The following is a 13,821-nucleotide window of genomic DNA, read 5'->3' as shown; positions in this document are numbered from 1 at the left end:
ACGCATTCAAGCGCATCTTTTTGCTGCGTGTAAGCTTTAGAACGTTTTGCGGAAATCATTCCATTTTAACGGGGCGGATGAACATGCACATTGCGGATGCGACGTTGGCGGTCATCATTCTTTGGACGTTTATTTTTGTTTATGCCGTGGCCGCGTCGATCGACTTTGGAGCCGGTTTTTGGTCGATGTTGTATATGAACAGGGGAAAATTGGGCGCGAGTGAAATGGCGAACCGGTATCTGTCGCCTTCTTGGGAAGTGACGAACGTTTTTATTGTTCTCATCGTCGTCAGCCTTTACAGCTTTTTCCCGGGCGCCAATGACATCCTCGGATCGACGCTGCTCTTGCCGGGAAGCGTGATTCTGCTTCTCCTCGCCTTTCGCAGCGCCTTCCTCGTTTTTTCCCATTCCGCCGTTGAAAAATACCGGCGGGTCTTAACCGTCATTTCCGGCATGAGCGGGGTGATGATTCCGGCCTTGCTCATTCTCGTTTTGCCGGTCACGCATGGGACGTTCATCCACGCGGTGAACGGCGTCAAGTTGCTTGATTTTTCCACGCTGTTCATGAGTTTAAGCTTTTATGCCTTTACCGGTTTTGCCATTACCAATACGTTGTATTTGTCCTCGCTATTGCTCGCCGATTATGCGCGGGTGGCGGGCGATCAGGAAGCTTACCGCGTTTATCGCAAAAGCGCCATCGGGCTCGGCCCGTTTACGCTCTTGATGGCGGTCATGATCGTCGTTGCGCTGCAAAACGACGCGGATTGGTTGTTTTTGCGCCTGCAAGGGAATTTTTTCTGGCTGTTATTGGCCGTCTTCGCTTTTCTTCTCGGTTATCTCGCCTTGTTTTATTCAAAAAAGGGGAAGGCGAAGCCCGGCGTTCCGCGCGCTTCCGTCGTCTTGACGATCGTCCAATATTTGCTCGCCGGGTATGCCTACGGAAAAGCCCATTATCCGTATATCGTTTATCCTTATGTAACGGTTGCGCAAGGGTTTACCGACCCGAATACGTTTCGGGCCCTGTCGATTTCCTACCTCATCGGTTTGATGCTGCTTCTTCCAGGCTTCATTTTCTTTTGGAAGATGTTTATGGCCGATCATCGCTACATTCGCGCGGATAAGGATTCAGTGGATGATCGGGGGAACAAATAAAAAGGAATTGCACGGCGAAAGCGCCGCGCTACAAAAAAGCCGGCATACCGGGCGGTCCGGCGCCGCATCGGCAATCGGCCGGGCGCCTTGCGCCAACCTTGGGTCAGAACGATGGTTTTCGTCTTCCTTTTAACGGTGAAAATGGACAAGCTTTCCCGAGGAAGAAGTGACCCGGCTCGTGTGGTGTTCAAAATGCTTTTCTTTCAATAACTCTTCCCCTTTCTTCCGCCCTTCTTGGTCGTTGGCCGCTTCAAACGTTTCTTCGACGAGTTTCTTGCCGTCTTTTTCATAGACGGTTAATGTGTAGGTCGGCATGTCGGTCCTCCTTCCGGTTCGGCAAGGTGTGTGGCATGCCGCCGTTTGCCGCGGCGGTTGCGCTATCGCCGGGCTGACGGTTGCATGCGCTTTTTGAGGTTATTATAACGCGCGTTTTGTAAATTTGAAAGCGCTGTCCTTCGAGTTCGGCGCTCGGCGGGGATACGAATGGTCGTTCGGGTGACGGTGTGATAAAATGAAGGAAATAAAGGGAACGGAGGAAAGCGGATGACGGTCACCTTCATCCATGCGGCCGACGTTCATCTCGACCATCCTTTTCAAGGATTGTCCGGTTTGCCCGAGGCGATCGGCGCGCGCGTGCGCCGAAGCACCCTTTCGTCCTGGTCGCGGCTTGTCGATTTCGCCGTCCAACATGGGGCGGATTTTATCGTGATTGCCGGCGACGTCTTTGACCACGTCGGCCGGGGGCTGCGCGCCGAGGCCTTTTTTCGCCGCGAACTCGAACGCTTGCACGAACGGGGCATCGACGTCTTCATTTGCCACGGCAATCACGACCCGCTCGACAGCCATTGGTCCGGCATTCAATACGGGGAAAACGCCCGTACGTTCGGGCCGCATCCGGAGGTATTGCGCTTTGAAAAGCCGGGGCGGCCGACCGTCCACCTCTATGGTTTCAGTTATCCGACGCGCCACGTCACGACCAACATGCTCGGCGGCTATACCAAAGCGCCCGGCGCCGACTATCACATCGGCGTCCTGCACGGCAGCATAAAGGGCGATGCGGATCACGACGTCTATGCGCCGTTTGCGGTCGCCGATCTTTTGGAAAAAGACTTTGATTATTGGGCGCTCGGCCACATCCACAAGCGGAATGTCATCCATGATGACCCTCCGATCGTCTATCCGGGTTCGCTTCAAGGACTGTCCGCCAAGGAGACGGGTGAGAAAGGCTTTTACTTCGTCACGATGGAACGGGGCCGCGTCGCGAAGGAATTCATTCCCGCGGGTGACGTCATATGGGATGAAGCCATGATCGACCTCGAAGGCGCTCCGAACCCGGACGCTTTGCTCCGCGCTTGTCTAAAGGAAAAAGAAGCGCGGCGCCGGTCCGGTGCCGGCGTGCTGCTCCGCGTCGTTTTGACCGGAAGAAGCGATTTGGCGCTGGATCTCATGGAGCGGGCGGATGAATACCTCGAAGCTTTGCGGGACGGGGAGGACGAACGCGAGGACTTCGTTTGGATCACCGCGCTGGAAGATCAAACCGCGCCGAAATACGACAGGGACAAGCTCGCACAAGGTTCACACTTTCTCGGAGATCTCATCCGTTTGGCGGATGAAAGACGGCCGCTCGCCGACCGCCTCGCTCCCCTCTACCGTCATCACCAGGCCCGGCGGTTTTTGGATCCGCTCGGTCCGGAAGACGAAGAAGCCATTTGGCGCGCCGCCGAAAAATGGTTGCTCGATTCCCTGTTGAAAAATCGGGATTCCTAATTTGCCATTTATAATCAGGATTTCTAATCCGCCATTTACAGAGCGCGGCGGAAAAGAGACGGCCGCGGCATGAAGGCCGCAGCCTTTTTAAGAAACGGATAAGGCCGGGTTCCGATGAAAGGGTTCATCGGTGATCAAGGCGGTTTTCCCGTTTGCCGTTTGGAAACGACGCCGCGGCGCTTATCCGCTCATGCTCATCGGCCAGAAGAAGGGAGGAGAAGCCGTGCGAATCACCGCCGTGCACATCGACCGGTTCGGCCGGTTCTCCGATTGGACATACTCGTTCACCGACCGCCCGTTTTTGATCGTCTACGGGCCGAATGAAGCGGGCAAGTCTACACTCGTCGCCTTTATCAAGTGCATCCTGTTCGGCTTTCCGCGCAAAGCGGAACTTTCCCCGTATCTTGGAGACGGCCGGGAGGATATCGGCGGCAGCCTCACGCTATCGTTGTCCGGGATCGGGACGGTCAAAGTCGTCCGCCACCTTCGAAAAAACGGGGGGAGGGCGATCCTTTATTTTGAAAACGGCGACGTGGCCGACGAAAGCCGGCTCGCCGACTGGCTGCAAGGCGTCGATCGCGAGATCTATGAAGCGGTTTTCTGCTTCGATCTGGACGGATTGAACGGCATCGAGCGGATGAAAGCCGATGAGTTGAACCGTTATCTTTTCAGCGTCGGCATGGCCGGCAGCGCCCGCATTCACGAACTGGAGAAAACGCTGGAAAAAAGGGCCGGTGAACTCTTTAAGCCGGGCGGGCGCAACCCGGCGGCCAACCAAACGCTCGCGGAGCTTAAAGCGTTGTCCGAGCAATTGAAAAGCTGGGAAGCGAAGCTCGCCGATTACCGGAAAATGAAGGCCGCGCTTGCGGAACGCGAACGGACGCGCGAGCAGCTGGAACGGGAGCGCGCGCAACTGGAAAGGGACAGGCGCGCCTTTATGAGATATAAAGCGTGCGAGCCGCTCATGATCGAGTACGAATCCGCCAAAAAAGCGCAGGACGAACTCGCCGCCGCCTCGCGTTTTCCGGAAAACGGCTTGGAACGTTATGAGCGCTGGCGCGCGCAAATCGTGACCCTTGAAGCCCAGAAAAATGAATTCGATAAGCGGCTGGAAGCGATCCGAGCGGACATCGCCGCTTGCGGGGACGACGACCCGATCTTGGCCCGTGAGCGCGACATCCGCCGCCTGCTTAAGGAAAGCGCCGACGCCGAATCATGGCGCCGGGAGTTGGCGGCGCTCGATGAAACGCGCCGCGCGGAAGAGGCGGCGCTCGCCGATCGCCTTCGCCGCCTGAATGCCGATCCTGCCGCGCTGCCTATGCTTAAAGAAGCCGATACCGGTTTGGACGCAAAAAAGGCACTCAACGATCGGCACGACGAGTGGGAACGGCTCGCGAAAACGCAGGAAGCGCTTGAACTCGCCGTGGAAGAAACGGCGGCAAAAATCAAGGCGTTAAAAGAAAAATGCGCCGAGCTCTCCCGCGAAGCGCTGCCTGATGAGGCCTTTGAGGAAATGAAAGAAAAGATCATGGCCCGCGCTCCGGAGCGACTGGAACGGGAAAGAGAATGGCTGGTCCGCGAGCGGGAGGCACTGGAAAGCGAGCGGGCGCTGGCACGATTCTTCGGGCGTTTGAAATATGGGCTCTCGTTATCCGTTGCGGTCTTGTCCGTTTTGCTTTTCCTTTGGTTGATGGCGCGGGGAGCGCCATTCGCTTGGGGGATTGCCGCCTTCGGCACCGTTCTTGCTTTCGTTTCCTGGTTTTCCCTTCGCGCCGTCCAAAGGAAGTTTACGGCGGACGAAAAGGCGAAAGATCTTCAACGCCGATGGAACGAGCTGGAATCGCATGGGCGCGCTGTCGATTTTGCCGATCTGAAAGCGCGGTACGAGCGGGAAGAAAACCGGCGCGCCCAGCTCAAAGCCTGCGAAGAGCGGCTTAAAGAAGAGCAAGGGCAATATCAGACTTTGATCCAAAAGCTGGACCGCCTCGAATGGGAACGGGAAAAGGCGAAGGCGGCGCTCGCCGCCTGGTGCGAGCAACACCGCTTTCCAGAAATCGCCGATCCCGCCTTGCTCCCCGATGTCTTTGACTTGGTCGAAAACATCCAGGAGCGGTTGGCGCGGCTGGAAAGAATCGACCGACAGATCGCGGATCGCCGGGCGCGGTTGGCCGCATTCGAAGCGAAGGTGGCGGCTTGCGCCGAGCAGCTCAATGATCCGGCAGGGGATCCGTTCGAATGGGAAAAGCGCCTGGAACGCGCTTTGGAAAGGCGCGAAAAGCGGCGGCGCTTGGAGGAAGCGGCCCGGGAATTGGACAATCAGCGCGCGGCGCTCGTTGAACACATCGCCCGCTATCGGCGGGAATGCCGCGACCTTTTGAAAGCGGCGGGAGTCGAGTCGGAAGAGGATTTTTTCCGGCTCGGAAAAATGAAAGAAGCGAACGATGCCTACCGCAAGCAAACAGAGGAGCTTCTAAAGCAGCTGAGGCAGATGGTGCCGCGCGCAGACGATTTGAAGGCGTGTTTCGACTGGCTTCGCTCCGGCCGCTGGCAAGGCGTAACCGAGGCGGATGTCCATGCGCGTATGGCGGAAGCGGAGCGCCATCTCAAAGCCGTGGACCGGGAGATCGCCGACCTGAAAGCGGCGATTCGGCAAATGGAAGAAAACGAGGCGTACGACGACCTTCTTCACAAGTTTGAAGAAAAGCGCTCGCTCTTCAACGAACAGGCAAGGGCGTGGGCGGTCTATCAAACCGCGCTTGTTTTGTTGAAGGAAACCGAAGAAATCTATCGGGAAAACCGGCTGCCGACCATTTTGACGCTGGCCGGCGAGCATCTGTGGCGCATGACGGCCGGGCGCTACCGCATGGTCTATTTTTCCGAAGCCGACGGATTTTCCGTCGAACGGCGTGACGGCGTTTGGTTTAAGGCGGCGGAGCTGAGCCGCGGCACGAAGGAACAGCTCTATCTCGCCTTGCGCCTCGCCCTCGCTTCGCTCTTTGATGACCGCGTGAACCTGCCGTTTATTGTCGATGACGGCTTCGTCAATTTCGACGGCGAACGGCGGGCGCGCGTCTTGGAACTCCTGCGCGAATGGTCCGGCCGGCACCAAATCCTTTTGTTGACGTGCCACCGCTATCGGGCAGAGGATATGCTTGAATTGTTCCATTCAAATCAAAACGGGGTGACGACGGATGACGGCCTTTTCGTTTCGGATTCACTTGGTAGAGGATGAAGTCAAACTCGCCTCCATACTCAGCAAATATTTGGAGAATGAAGGCTGGACGGTGCAGGTGTTCCACAGCGCCGAAGCCGCTCTGGAATATCTTCACAGCGGCGCCCACCTCTGGATCATCGACATCATGTTGCCGGGGATGTCGGGGTTTGATTTGATCCAAAAGATTAAAGCGCGCCATTCCGAAATGCCGGTCATTTTCATCTCCGCGCGCGATCGCGACCTCGACCGCATCCAAGGCCTGGAAATGGGCAGCGACGACTATTTGACCAAGCCGTTTCTCCCGAAAGAATTGGTCATCCGGGCGCGCAAACTGCTCCATCGCGTCTATGGCCAAGGGCTCAAGTCGCACATCATTGAGGTGACCGGGTACAAGATCGACGTCAACCGGCGCAAAGTCTTCGGCGAGAACCAAGAGGAGATCGATTTGACGATGAAGGAATTTGACGTCCTCCTTTTTCTTTTGGAAAACATCAATATGGCGAAAACGCGGGAAGAAATCTTGAGCGCGGTGTGGGGCGAGGATTATTTCGGCTCCCATCGCGCGGTCGACGACGTCGTTCGCCGCATCCGAAAAAAGATGCCGCGGCTGGCGCTTGAAACGTTGTACGGCGAAGGCTACAGGATCGTGACATGACGATGCGCTGGTCGTTATCCAAACGCATTTGGCTGTCGTTTATTTCCCTCATCGTCATCGTCGGCCTCATCGTCGGCATCGTCTACCCCTTTTCGCTGGAGCAGGCGCTCAAGGACGACAGTTTCCAACTGATCGAGCAGGAACAATTGCGTTATGTCGTGCCGAACCTCAGCGATTATTTGTCGCCGCCCGACGGAAACCTCGGCAAATACATCGAAAATCAGCAAGCCAAGCGCGCGGTCGGACACATGTTATATTATCAGGACTTGCAAGGCATCAAAGGTGACCCTTTGCCCGTGTCGGTTTATAGAAAAATGGTGGAGCGCGCAGAAAGCCAGGAAAAGACGGTCGGGGAATACGAAGTCGATTATCAGGGCGCGACCCTCTATTATGTCGTCCGGAAAATCAAGACGGAACCGAGCGGCATGTATTTGATCTCCTACATGTGGGATACGCACACAAAGCAGATGGTCAAGAAGCTCTGGTGGAAATTGATCTACGTGTTTTTGCTGGCGGGGGCGGCGGCGCTCGCCTTGGCGGCTTGGCTCTCCCGCTACTTAAAGGCGCCGCTCCGGGCGCTCGGCGACCGCTTTGAAGAAATCGCCCGGCTGAACTGGAAGAAGCCTTTTGAATGGAACAGCGACGACGAGTTTCGCCAGCTGTCCGATCAATTCGAACACATGCGCCGCAATTTAATGCGCTACGATGAATCGCAAAAACAATTTTTGCAACGGGCGTCGCACGAATTGAAAACGCCGATCATGGTCATCCAAAGCTATGCGCAATCGGTCAAGGACGGGATCTACCCGGCCGACCAATTGGACGAAACGATGGACATCATCATGGAAGAAGCCGCGCGGATGGAAAAACGCGTGAAGAAGCTGCTTTATTTCACGCGCGTTGACTCGCTCCCCGAGGAAAAGCCGGACCGGAACAACGTCCGCTTCGGGGATTTAGCAAAGATCGTGAAAGAGCGGATGGCCGGGGGAAGGCCGGAGGTGGCCATCGATATCGAAGGCGCCGACGTCCCGATTTACGTCGACGAAGAACAATGGCTCATCGTATTGGAAAATCTCGTGGAAAACGCCTTGCGCTATGCGAAACAAAGCATTCGGCTCAAAGCGGAGTCCGCGGGCAATGAGGTCCGCCTTTCGGTTGAAAATGACGGCGAACCGATTCCAGAGGACGAAATCGACCTGTTGTTCGAGCCGTTCAGCAAAGGAAAAAAAGGGCAGTTCGGACTGGGGCTGGCGATCGTCAAGCGCATCGTCGAACGCCACGGCGGCGTGATCCGTGCGCAAAACACGGCGGGCGGCGTCGCCTTTGAAATCCGCTTGCCCTCCGAAAAGGCGGTCTCCGGCGCTTAAAATCCTTTGGGTTTCGCTGCGAGAAGGAACGGGAGGCCCCGCCCTTTCATGCTCGGAGGGAGGCGCATGGACGGATGGAAAAGATGGGATCGGCGCCTCCCGATTCCGGCAGCGGTATTTGTTCCCGACAACGCAAGCGGCGATCGGGCGGAGGTAAAATCCGTTAAAATTGCGACCGTGCGGGCCGTGACGGTTTGATTTTGGCGATCTATCGGCTTACAAGCGTTTGCCGACTTGTGTAAAATAACAAACAAACGACAGAGTGATGAGGAGGAACCGGCGATGAATGGAATCGGTTACCGATCGGAAGGCGATCCGGTCAATCAGTTTTTGATGATAAAATCCGCGACCCGCTCGGTTGCCAGCAACGGCAAGCCGTTTATCACGCTGATCTTGCAAGATGTGACCGGCGAAATCGAGGCCAAGCTGTGGGACGCCACCCCGCGGGATGAGGAAGTGTACGTCGCTGAAGCCGTCGTCAAGGTCGAAGGCGAAATCACGTCCTATCGGGGCAAAAAACAGTTGCGCATCCGTTCGATCCGGCCCGCAACGGAGCGCGATTCCGTCAAAAAATCCGATCTCGTTCCGACCGCGCCCATGGATGTCGAGGAAATGGTCGATCGCGTCACCCAGTATATTTTCGAAATAAAAAACCCGACGATTCAACGGATCACCCGCGCGCTCGTGAAAAAACACCAGAACGCCTTTTTTGAGTATCCGGCGGCGGTCAAAAACCATCACGAATACGTCTCGGGGCTGGCTTATCACGTCGTCTCGATGCTGGATTTGGCGAAGGCGATCGCCCAGCTCCATCCAGAGCTCGACACCGATCTGCTGTATGCGGGCGTCATATTGCACGACATGGGGAAGGTCATTGAATTTTCCGGAGCCAGAGCGCCGAATTACACGCTCGAAGGCAAACTGCTCGGCCATATTTCGATCATGGCGAACGAAATCGCCGAAACCGCCAAGGCTTTAGGCGTGGAAGGCGAGGAAGTCGTCGTGCTGCAACATATGATTTTAAGCCACCATTCCAAGCCGGAATGGGGAAGTCCCAAACCGCCGCTCGTGCGAGAAGCCGAAGTGCTCCACATGATCGACAACCTGGACGCCAAGCTGAACATGATGAATCGCGCGCTTGAGCAGACGAAGCCGGGCGAGTTCACCGAACGGCTTTTTGCGATGGACAATCGCGCGTTTTACAAGCCGACCTTCTCCGGGCGCGTGCCCGTCAACCATGAATGACGAAACGGGCGATAGATGGCGCTGCCGTTTCTCCCGGCACCTTTGGATACCGCGTTTGTTGGCTGAGCGTTGAAAAGAAGATTGGGTTTTTGGCACGTGTTCGGTCATATTTGCTTCGTTTTCGCATATAGTGTTCTCAGAGGGACAGGTCTTCAAGGAGGTTTGACCATGAATGCGAAGGCGAAGCGCTCGTTATTTCTCATTTTTGCATTGGTCGCGGTTTACGTCATGCAGCAACTCGGCTGGCTTTCGGGTGTGATCAATTACATCGGGGCGTTGCCGTTTTGGGTCGTTCTCGTCATGGTGGGGATTCTCGTCAGCTTTTGGCAATATTTGAAGCACGCGAACGATGACGAAGAAGAGGACGAGCAGTGGATTGAACAAGAGGGCGCGATCTACATCCGCCGCATGGAAGCCGAACGGGAACGGCGCGGCAAAAAGACGGGAACGGATTAAGCCGTCATCTGAAGAGAACCGGAGACCGAAAATAGACAGGCTCGGGAAATGTCCACACGGGGAAGACGAAAGCGGGTCAGATCGATAGGCACCCTGATCTCGCCCCATATGTAAATGAAAAACCGGAAGCCGCTCGATCGGCTTTCCGGTTTTTCCATGTCGCTGATTGATTTTCCGCTTATTTTTTCGCGTTGCTGTCAGAACCGCTGCTCGTCGTCACGGACGTATTGAACAAGTCTTTAAATTGTTTGTCCTTGACTTTGACATCATTTTCTTTAACGAGCTTGTCCAGTACTTCTTGGGTCGGTTTGGCTTTTTGTTCAAGAATTTTGTTCTTGATTTCCGATTTGAAATCTTCGTAGCTGTCTTTGCGGTCGGTGACTTTAATGATGTGATAGCCGTATTCGGTTTTTACGGGTCCGCTCAGCTCTCCTTTCTTCATGCTGAAAGCGGCTTTTTCAAAGGCTGCCACCATTTGCCCTTTTTTGATCCAGCCGAGATCGCCGCCTTTATTTTTGGTGGCGTCGTCGGTGGAATAGGTCTTGGCCAGCTTGGCAAAATCCTCGCCGTTTTTCAGTTTTTGCAGGATTTCATCCGCTTTTTTCTTGTCTTTGACGAGGATGTGGCTTGCCTTCACTTCGATTAAGCTATTTTTATTTTTGTTGAAATAATCCCGCATTTCTTTATCGGAAACTTTAACGCCGTCCGTCGTCGCTTTGAAAAGCAACACTTGCGTTTTCACGTCATCGCGGAAGTCTTTCATTGTGACGCCTTGAGACGCCAGAACCGATTGCAATTGGTCTTGGCTCGTGATGTTGTTTTCTTGCATCAGCTCGTGGATTTTGTCATTGACTTCTTTATCGGTGACTTTATATTTTTTGGAAAGCAATTTTTTGTAGACCATATCTTGCAGCACTTGTTTGCCGTATTTATCTTTCAGCTCTTTGACAAATTCGTTTTCGGTGATCTTTCCGGCTTTCGTGTCGACGACCGTGCCGTTTCCGCATGCGGTGATCACCGTTAAACCGAAAACAACGGCGACGGCCGCAATCCATTTTTTCATATAAATAACACTCCTACCTACATTTTATTGGTTGCGCAAATACAATTAATACTATAGCACATTTTATAGCCGCGGGATAACGACTGTAGGAAATTGTAAAAAATCACATCTTTAGTCACACGACAGCGATCGATCGAAAGACCTCATTGTTGGGCTGGCCATCCCGCCTTGATGGAGCCCGGTGTTTGCCAAGCGCAGATCAACGGCTTTACAACGGTTGCTTAAAATCGATCAGCCATTCAAAATAACTTGTCAGCAGCAGGGCCGTGATGCCGATGTTGACGATGCGAAAAAGGCGGGCGCGTTTTTCTTCAGGAATGTCACGCGTGTCGCAGAGAGCGGCAACGAGGCAGTTGACCGTAAAAAGAATCCCCGCCGCGAAAGCGGTAAAAACCACGGATATCATGAATGAACCCCCACCCCATCCCTAAACATACTTATAGATTACCAATGTTCTCATAAAAATGGTAGTCCCGCTCCGAAATGGAGACGGGGTGAGCGTCGGAGGGAGCGGGGATGCCCGTGCACTTTGTGCGGGCGACGGCATCGTTTCGATTTGCTCAAATCCGTCCGCTTGATATATGCTAATGAAAGCAGCCGAGTGGTGAAGAAGGTGATCGCGTGAAAAAATGGAAAACAGCATTTATCATTTTGGCGTGCGTCGACCTTGCCGTCGTCCTTGGGCTCGTCATCCTGCTCGTTTGGGCATCAATCGCTCCGGGGAACAAGCCTCACGCCCACCGCTTGCCGATGACATCCGCTCCGATTTTTACGGTGCGCACCGATAAAGACCGGCTGGTCGCTTTAATCAATGATGAGATCGACCGCCATCCGACCGGCAATCTCGACTTTCATGTGGCGATGAACGACGGGGTGGATCTCGCGGGCACCTTAAAGCTTTTCGGGTTGGACATCCCCTTTACCATACGTTTTGACCCCGAGGTGAACGACCAGGGCAACATCGTGTTGAAAGAAAAGGCGGTGAAGCTCGGGCGTTTCAACCTGCCGGAGTCCGAGGTGCTTCGCTTCATCCGGGCGGGCGGCAAGCTTCCCGATTGGGTGACGGTCAACCCTTCGCAAAATGAAATCATCATCGCTCTCGATCAAGTCAAAGTCGGCGGCCGCTTTTACTTAAAAGCAAAAACCATCGATTTGACGCAAGATGTCTTTGAATTTAACGTTTATCGCGTCCCCGCCAAAAAGTAACGGTTTCCGCACCGGATGGACGCGGAGGCCGCCGGACTTCCGTTAAGCTCGCGGCTACGGCCATCGCGGGCCGGACTGAGCCGAATGAGCGGTTGGCTGAATGAGAGGGTAGAAAAAACCGCCCTTATCAATCCGAGGGCGGTTTCGGTTTATCTTGGTTGAGAACGATCGCTTTCCTCTCCTTGTCCAATTGTTTGACGCCGCTGGCGATTTTTTGGACGTTCGGTTGAATGTCGCGCCGCCATGTTTCCACGATCGTTCGAATTTCTTCAACGGTCGATTGCAGGGCGGGCAATCCTTTATTGACAAAGCTTTCGACGCTCGTTTTGACGGAGGCGATGCTTGCGCCCAGATCTGAAATCCTCGCGTCTTCCAAGCGTTCTTTGATATCACGGCGCAACGCTTTTCCGGATTTCGGGGTGGTCAAGAGCACCGTGAGCCCGGCGGCGACTCCTCCGATCAAAAAGCCGCACAAGTACGATTTGGTTTTTCCCATCAACATCACCTCATTTGCAGTCTGGCCAAGAATTCGAAATCGACAAGCCGAAAGCCTTCCACCGCTCATTCCGGTGCGCGGCCAAAGATGGCCGTGGAAACGGAAGGCCGCCGTGTCTTAAGCCCCGGACGGCGGGACCCTGTCCATGAATTTCTTAACATCATTATAGTATATCTCACATAAGTTATCATAATAGAGGATGGTCGGCCACACCCGAATCACCGCCGGGTGCCGGAGGGGATCCGCGGGTTCCCACGCGTCTGCCAAGGCGGCGGAACCCGACGCGGACGGCGTCTGCGAAAAGTGGGAGGCGGGGGATGTTGCGGGTATTGTTCATTCTTTTGCTGTTTATCACGGGGAGCGCCTTGGTCGTTCGCACGGCGCTGGATTGGGCCCAGCAAAAAAGTTATGCGTTTAAAAACACCGCGCTCAGGCGCCGGCAGAGCTTGTCCGTTCTGACCGGCGGGATCGGCGGTTTGATTCTGTTCGTTCTTTTATTGTATTGGCTCTTTTGATTCGAACCCAAACAAAAAACGCGGCGCGCAGCCGCGTTTTTATTTTACGTACGCCCGGCATGGGTGCGGTGCTATAGGGTGAAAGTCCTGAACGGGGGCTGGCGAGCGCCTACCGTTAGCTGAAGGCAAGGGTGTCCGCCGTGAGGCGGAATCTGAAGGAAGCCGGAGGCAAACACTCGACCTGAGGGACACGAACCCAATTTGAGGCTGTCACAGTCGGATGAGTCTGCATAACAAGATGAAGTCCTAAGCCGCCAAGGGCTGTGGCGGTATATTGGGCAGGTACATGAGTGGAAAGTCCGCACTCTTATCCGGGGAGACCTGTACGGTACGCCAGGATGGCAACCAAAATCGAGAGGTTTTGCTGAACGTACAGGAGTCAGCAGAGGCCATAGTACCTGAGTAAGGGACGCCTGAAAAGGGAAGGGCTGAACGTCAATTCAGGGATGGATCAAACTCTTTCGAGACGCAATGCGCTGAAGCAGAATTCCTGACGGAACTCTTTCAAGGAAAGATGGGTGAAGCCCGGAGGGCCTTGGATAGAGGGCTGAGCATTGCCCGGCAAGACTTGAACCCCATCCCGCGGAGGGAAAGAGATCTCGATGGCGCTGTTGGAGACGATTCTGTCACGGAACAACTTAATCACTGCCCTCAAACGGGTGGAAGCAAATAAAGGGGCTCCGGGC

At 54.8% G+C, this 13,821-nt stretch carries 15 protein-coding genes; 10 read left to right on the top strand and 5 right to left on the bottom strand.

Annotated elements, in window-relative coordinates:
- The first annotated feature begins 83 nt into the window (after positions 1–83).
- Positions 84–1,151 (top strand): cytochrome d ubiquinol oxidase subunit II, encoded by a 1,068-nt coding sequence (locus CCB157_RS06745; protein WP_143286957.1) that lies wholly within the window; start codon positions 84–86, stop codon positions 1,149–1,151.
- A gap of 129 nt (positions 1,152–1,280) precedes the next feature.
- On the opposite strand, the gene CCB157_RS06740 is transcribed toward CCB157_RS06745, so the two are convergent.
- Positions 1,281–1,466 (bottom strand): YhzD family protein, encoded by a 186-nt coding sequence (locus CCB157_RS06740; RefSeq protein ID WP_077615150.1) that lies wholly within the window; start codon positions 1,464–1,466, stop codon positions 1,281–1,283.
- 228 nt (positions 1,467–1,694) lie between these two features.
- Between CCB157_RS06740 and CCB157_RS06735 the strand changes: the two genes are divergently transcribed.
- The 7 genes from CCB157_RS06735 (at position 1,695) to CCB157_RS06710 (ending at position 9,855) form a co-directional block, all read left to right on the top strand.
- Entirely contained in the window at positions 1,695–2,918 is a 1,224-nt protein-coding gene (locus CCB157_RS06735) for a metallophosphoesterase family protein (protein ID WP_077615149.1), read from the top strand.
- Between the two features lie 130 nt (positions 2,919–3,048).
- On the top strand, positions 3,049–6,150 hold the full coding sequence (locus CCB157_RS06730) for an AAA family ATPase (protein WP_077615148.1): 3,102 nt from the start codon (positions 3,049–3,051) through the stop codon (positions 6,148–6,150).
- Positions 6,110–6,787, top strand: coding sequence for a response regulator transcription factor (locus CCB157_RS06725; RefSeq protein WP_077615147.1), 678 nt, complete (start codon positions 6,110–6,112; stop codon positions 6,785–6,787). Before CCB157_RS06730 ends, CCB157_RS06725 begins: the two co-directional genes overlap by 41 nt.
- Positions 6,784–8,154, top strand: a complete 1,371-nt coding sequence (locus tag CCB157_RS06720; RefSeq protein WP_077615146.1) for a sensor histidine kinase — start codon at positions 6,784–6,786, stop codon at positions 8,152–8,154. The genes CCB157_RS06725 and CCB157_RS06720 overlap by 4 nt, the downstream gene beginning before the upstream one ends.
- A 66-nt stretch (positions 8,155–8,220) precedes the next feature.
- Positions 8,221–8,352, top strand: coding sequence for a hypothetical protein (locus CCB157_RS18215; RefSeq protein ID WP_274519621.1), 132 nt, complete (start codon positions 8,221–8,223; stop codon positions 8,350–8,352).
- A gap of 84 nt (positions 8,353–8,436) precedes the next feature.
- Positions 8,437–9,399: a 3'-5' exoribonuclease YhaM gene (yhaM, locus tag CCB157_RS06715; protein WP_077615145.1), complete on the top strand. Its 963-nt coding sequence runs from the start codon at positions 8,437–8,439 to the stop codon at positions 9,397–9,399.
- Positions 9,400–9,567: 168 nt separating this feature from the next.
- Positions 9,568–9,855: a sporulation YhaL family protein gene (locus CCB157_RS06710; protein ID WP_077615144.1), complete on the top strand. Its 288-nt coding sequence runs from the start codon at positions 9,568–9,570 to the stop codon at positions 9,853–9,855.
- Positions 9,856–10,033: 178 nt separating this feature from the next.
- Here the strand turns inward: CCB157_RS06710 and CCB157_RS06705 are convergent, their stop codons facing one another.
- Both CCB157_RS06705 and CCB157_RS06700 read right to left on the bottom strand, forming a co-directional pair.
- A complete protein-coding gene (locus CCB157_RS06705) occupies positions 10,034–10,918 on the bottom strand; it encodes a peptidylprolyl isomerase (RefSeq protein ID WP_077615143.1) in 885 nt (294 codons plus the stop codon).
- 208 nt (positions 10,919–11,126) lie between these two features.
- Complete coding sequence (locus tag CCB157_RS06700; RefSeq protein WP_143286955.1) at positions 11,127–11,324, bottom strand: hypothetical protein; 198 nt, start codon at positions 11,322–11,324, stop codon at positions 11,127–11,129.
- A 215-nt stretch (positions 11,325–11,539) separates the two neighbouring features.
- On the opposite strand from CCB157_RS06700, the gene CCB157_RS06695 reads away from it, so the two are divergent.
- Positions 11,540–12,124 (top strand): YpmS family protein, encoded by a 585-nt coding sequence (locus CCB157_RS06695; protein ID WP_077615142.1) that lies wholly within the window; start codon positions 11,540–11,542, stop codon positions 12,122–12,124.
- Positions 12,125–12,251: 127 nt separating this feature from the next.
- On the opposite strand, the gene CCB157_RS06690 is transcribed toward CCB157_RS06695, so the two are convergent.
- Entirely contained in the window at positions 12,252–12,620 is a 369-nt protein-coding gene (locus CCB157_RS06690; protein WP_158077233.1) for a YtxH domain-containing protein, read from the bottom strand.
- A 317-nt stretch (positions 12,621–12,937) separates the two neighbouring features.
- Between CCB157_RS06690 and CCB157_RS06685 the strand changes: the two genes are divergently transcribed.
- Entirely contained in the window at positions 12,938–13,135 is a 198-nt protein-coding gene (locus CCB157_RS06685) for a hypothetical protein (protein ID WP_077615140.1), read from the top strand.
- Between the two features lie 451 nt (positions 13,136–13,586).
- Here CCB157_RS06685 and CCB157_RS18010 read toward each other — a convergent pair.
- Positions 13,587–13,821: hypothetical protein (locus CCB157_RS18010; RefSeq protein ID WP_238594623.1), on the bottom strand; the 235-nt coding region annotated here is incomplete at its 5' end.

The organism is Caenibacillus caldisaponilyticus, from assembly GCF_002003465.1.
Lineage (GTDB): Bacteria > Bacillota > Bacilli > Bacillales > Sporolactobacillaceae > Caenibacillus > Caenibacillus caldisaponilyticus.
The sequence above is the reverse complement of the archived record's forward strand: the minus strand, read 5'-3'. Positions and strand labels throughout refer to the sequence as shown.

Coding starts and splice junctions, on each gene's coding strand:
- CCB157_RS06745 (WP_143286957.1), top strand. CDS start 84: ATGCACATTGCGGATGCGACGTTGGCGGTCATCATTCTTTGGACGTTT.
- CCB157_RS06740 (WP_077615150.1), bottom strand. CDS start 1,466: ATGCCGACCTACACATTAACCGTCTATGAAAAAGACGGCAAGAAACTC.
- CCB157_RS06735 (WP_077615149.1), top strand. CDS start 1,695: ATGACGGTCACCTTCATCCATGCGGCCGACGTTCATCTCGACCATCCT.
- CCB157_RS06725 (WP_077615147.1), top strand. CDS start 6,110: ATGACGGCCTTTTCGTTTCGGATTCACTTGGTAGAGGATGAAGTCAAA.
- CCB157_RS06720 (WP_077615146.1), top strand. CDS start 6,784: ATGACGATGCGCTGGTCGTTATCCAAACGCATTTGGCTGTCGTTTATT.
- CCB157_RS18215 (WP_274519621.1), top strand. CDS start 8,221: ATGGACGGATGGAAAAGATGGGATCGGCGCCTCCCGATTCCGGCAGCG.
- yhaM (WP_077615145.1), top strand. CDS start 8,437: ATGAATGGAATCGGTTACCGATCGGAAGGCGATCCGGTCAATCAGTTT.
- CCB157_RS06710 (WP_077615144.1), top strand. CDS start 9,568: ATGAATGCGAAGGCGAAGCGCTCGTTATTTCTCATTTTTGCATTGGTC.
- CCB157_RS06705 (WP_077615143.1), bottom strand. CDS start 10,918: ATGAAAAAATGGATTGCGGCCGTCGCCGTTGTTTTCGGTTTAACGGTG.
- CCB157_RS06700 (WP_143286955.1), bottom strand. CDS start 11,324: ATGATATCCGTGGTTTTTACCGCTTTCGCGGCGGGGATTCTTTTTACG.
- CCB157_RS06690 (WP_158077233.1), bottom strand. CDS start 12,620: ATGGGAAAAACCAAATCGTACTTGTGCGGCTTTTTGATCGGAGGAGTC.
- CCB157_RS06685 (WP_077615140.1), top strand. CDS start 12,938: ATGTTGCGGGTATTGTTCATTCTTTTGCTGTTTATCACGGGGAGCGCC.